This is a genomic window from Methylobacter psychrophilus, from assembly GCF_025583945.1.
Classification (GTDB): domain Bacteria; phylum Pseudomonadota; class Gammaproteobacteria; order Methylococcales; family Methylomonadaceae; genus Methylobacter_C; species Methylobacter_C psychrophilus.
This window is the reverse complement of the sequence record NZ_JAOEGU010000143.1, coordinates 1-1,305: the sequence shown is the minus strand read 5'-3', so window position 1 is coordinate 1,305 and position 1,305 is coordinate 1. Positions and strand designations below refer to the sequence as shown.

Sequence of the window (1,305 nt, the reverse complement as noted above, 5' to 3'; positions counted from 1 at the left end):
CGTTATTGGCTCGCGATAAATCTGTCAGTTTGGTTTGTAACTCGGCATTGACGGTCGCAAGTTCTTCATTAACGGATTGCAATTCTTCTTTGGAGGTTTCCAGTTCCTCGTTGGTTGATTGCAATTCCTCGTTGACTGACTGCATTTCTTCATTTGAGCTCTTTAATTCTTCGTTGGACGTTTCCAGTTCCTCGTGAAAAACTTGCATGTACTCGTCTTTTTGACGCAATTGCTGCTTCAGCACCTTGACGCGTGCGTCTGCGTCTATTTCGGTGCTCGGTGTACCTGCGTCTGTTTTTGTTTCAGCGTTCTGCGTTGCCTGCACTTCTTCCAGGGTAACCAGATACAGGGAAGCTAGCGGTGTTGTTGGGCTTATGGTTACCGGATGGATGGTTACGTTGACCAGAGTAAAGTGACCGTTGGTTTTAACGCGCAAGCCGGGGCAGTAGACGCGCTCTGATAAGCGTACCGCTTTGTGCAAGCTGGTAGTCAGGTCTAACTTTAGCCCTTCACGGGCCATTTTTAGCATGTTATTAATACCGGACTCGCCGGGAGCCGGCTCCAGATACCTGCCGGTGCGGCCATGTAAATACAGAATATCACCCTGGCTATTGACGAGAGCGCTGGCTGGTGCGACCTGTTGTAACAGGGTTTGTTCGGTTAGTTCTCGTAATGACAGTTTTACGGTCTTGTCTGTTTTTCCGGGCGCGCGTAGCAGCGGCACTTCACGCGCCGTCATTGGCGGCATAAAATTACCGGGATGTTGGTTTACTTGCTTATAAGCATACTCTTTACGTTGGTACAGCTTGGCCTTGCGGTCGAGTGCGATAAAGACATCGTCAAACTCACCGACGCTTTCCGAGCTACCCAAGAACAGGGTGCCGCCAGGACTTAGCGCGTAGTGAAATAGCGGTATAAGCTTTTTTTGTAACTCAGAAGTCAGATAAATCAGTAGGTTACGGCAACTGATAAGGTCAAGTTTGGAGAAGGGTGGATCTTTAATGACATTGTGTTCAGAAAAGACCAACATATCGCGGATATTTTTATGAATCCGGTAGCGGTTGCCGTCAGCTTCCGCCGTAAAAAATCGTGCCAGACGGTTCGGTGAAATATCAACGGCGATACTGGCCGGATACAGGCCGGCGCGAGCGGTAGTAATGGCCTGGTGATCAATGTCGGTAGCAAAAATTTGTACTTGGTAACTTTGCTGGGTCAGCTCCAGATATTCTTGGACAAGAATGGCAATAGAATAGGCTTCTTCGCCGCTTGAGCATCCGGGCGACCAGATGCGAATCGTGGTACTGA

General features: G+C 49.0%; 1 protein-coding gene. It reads right to left on the bottom strand.

The genetic code is table 11. The features are described 5' to 3' along the window. On the bottom strand, positions 1-1,305 hold a 1,305-nt coding region (locus N7974_RS20545), incomplete at both ends, for a CheR family methyltransferase (RefSeq protein WP_317451642.1).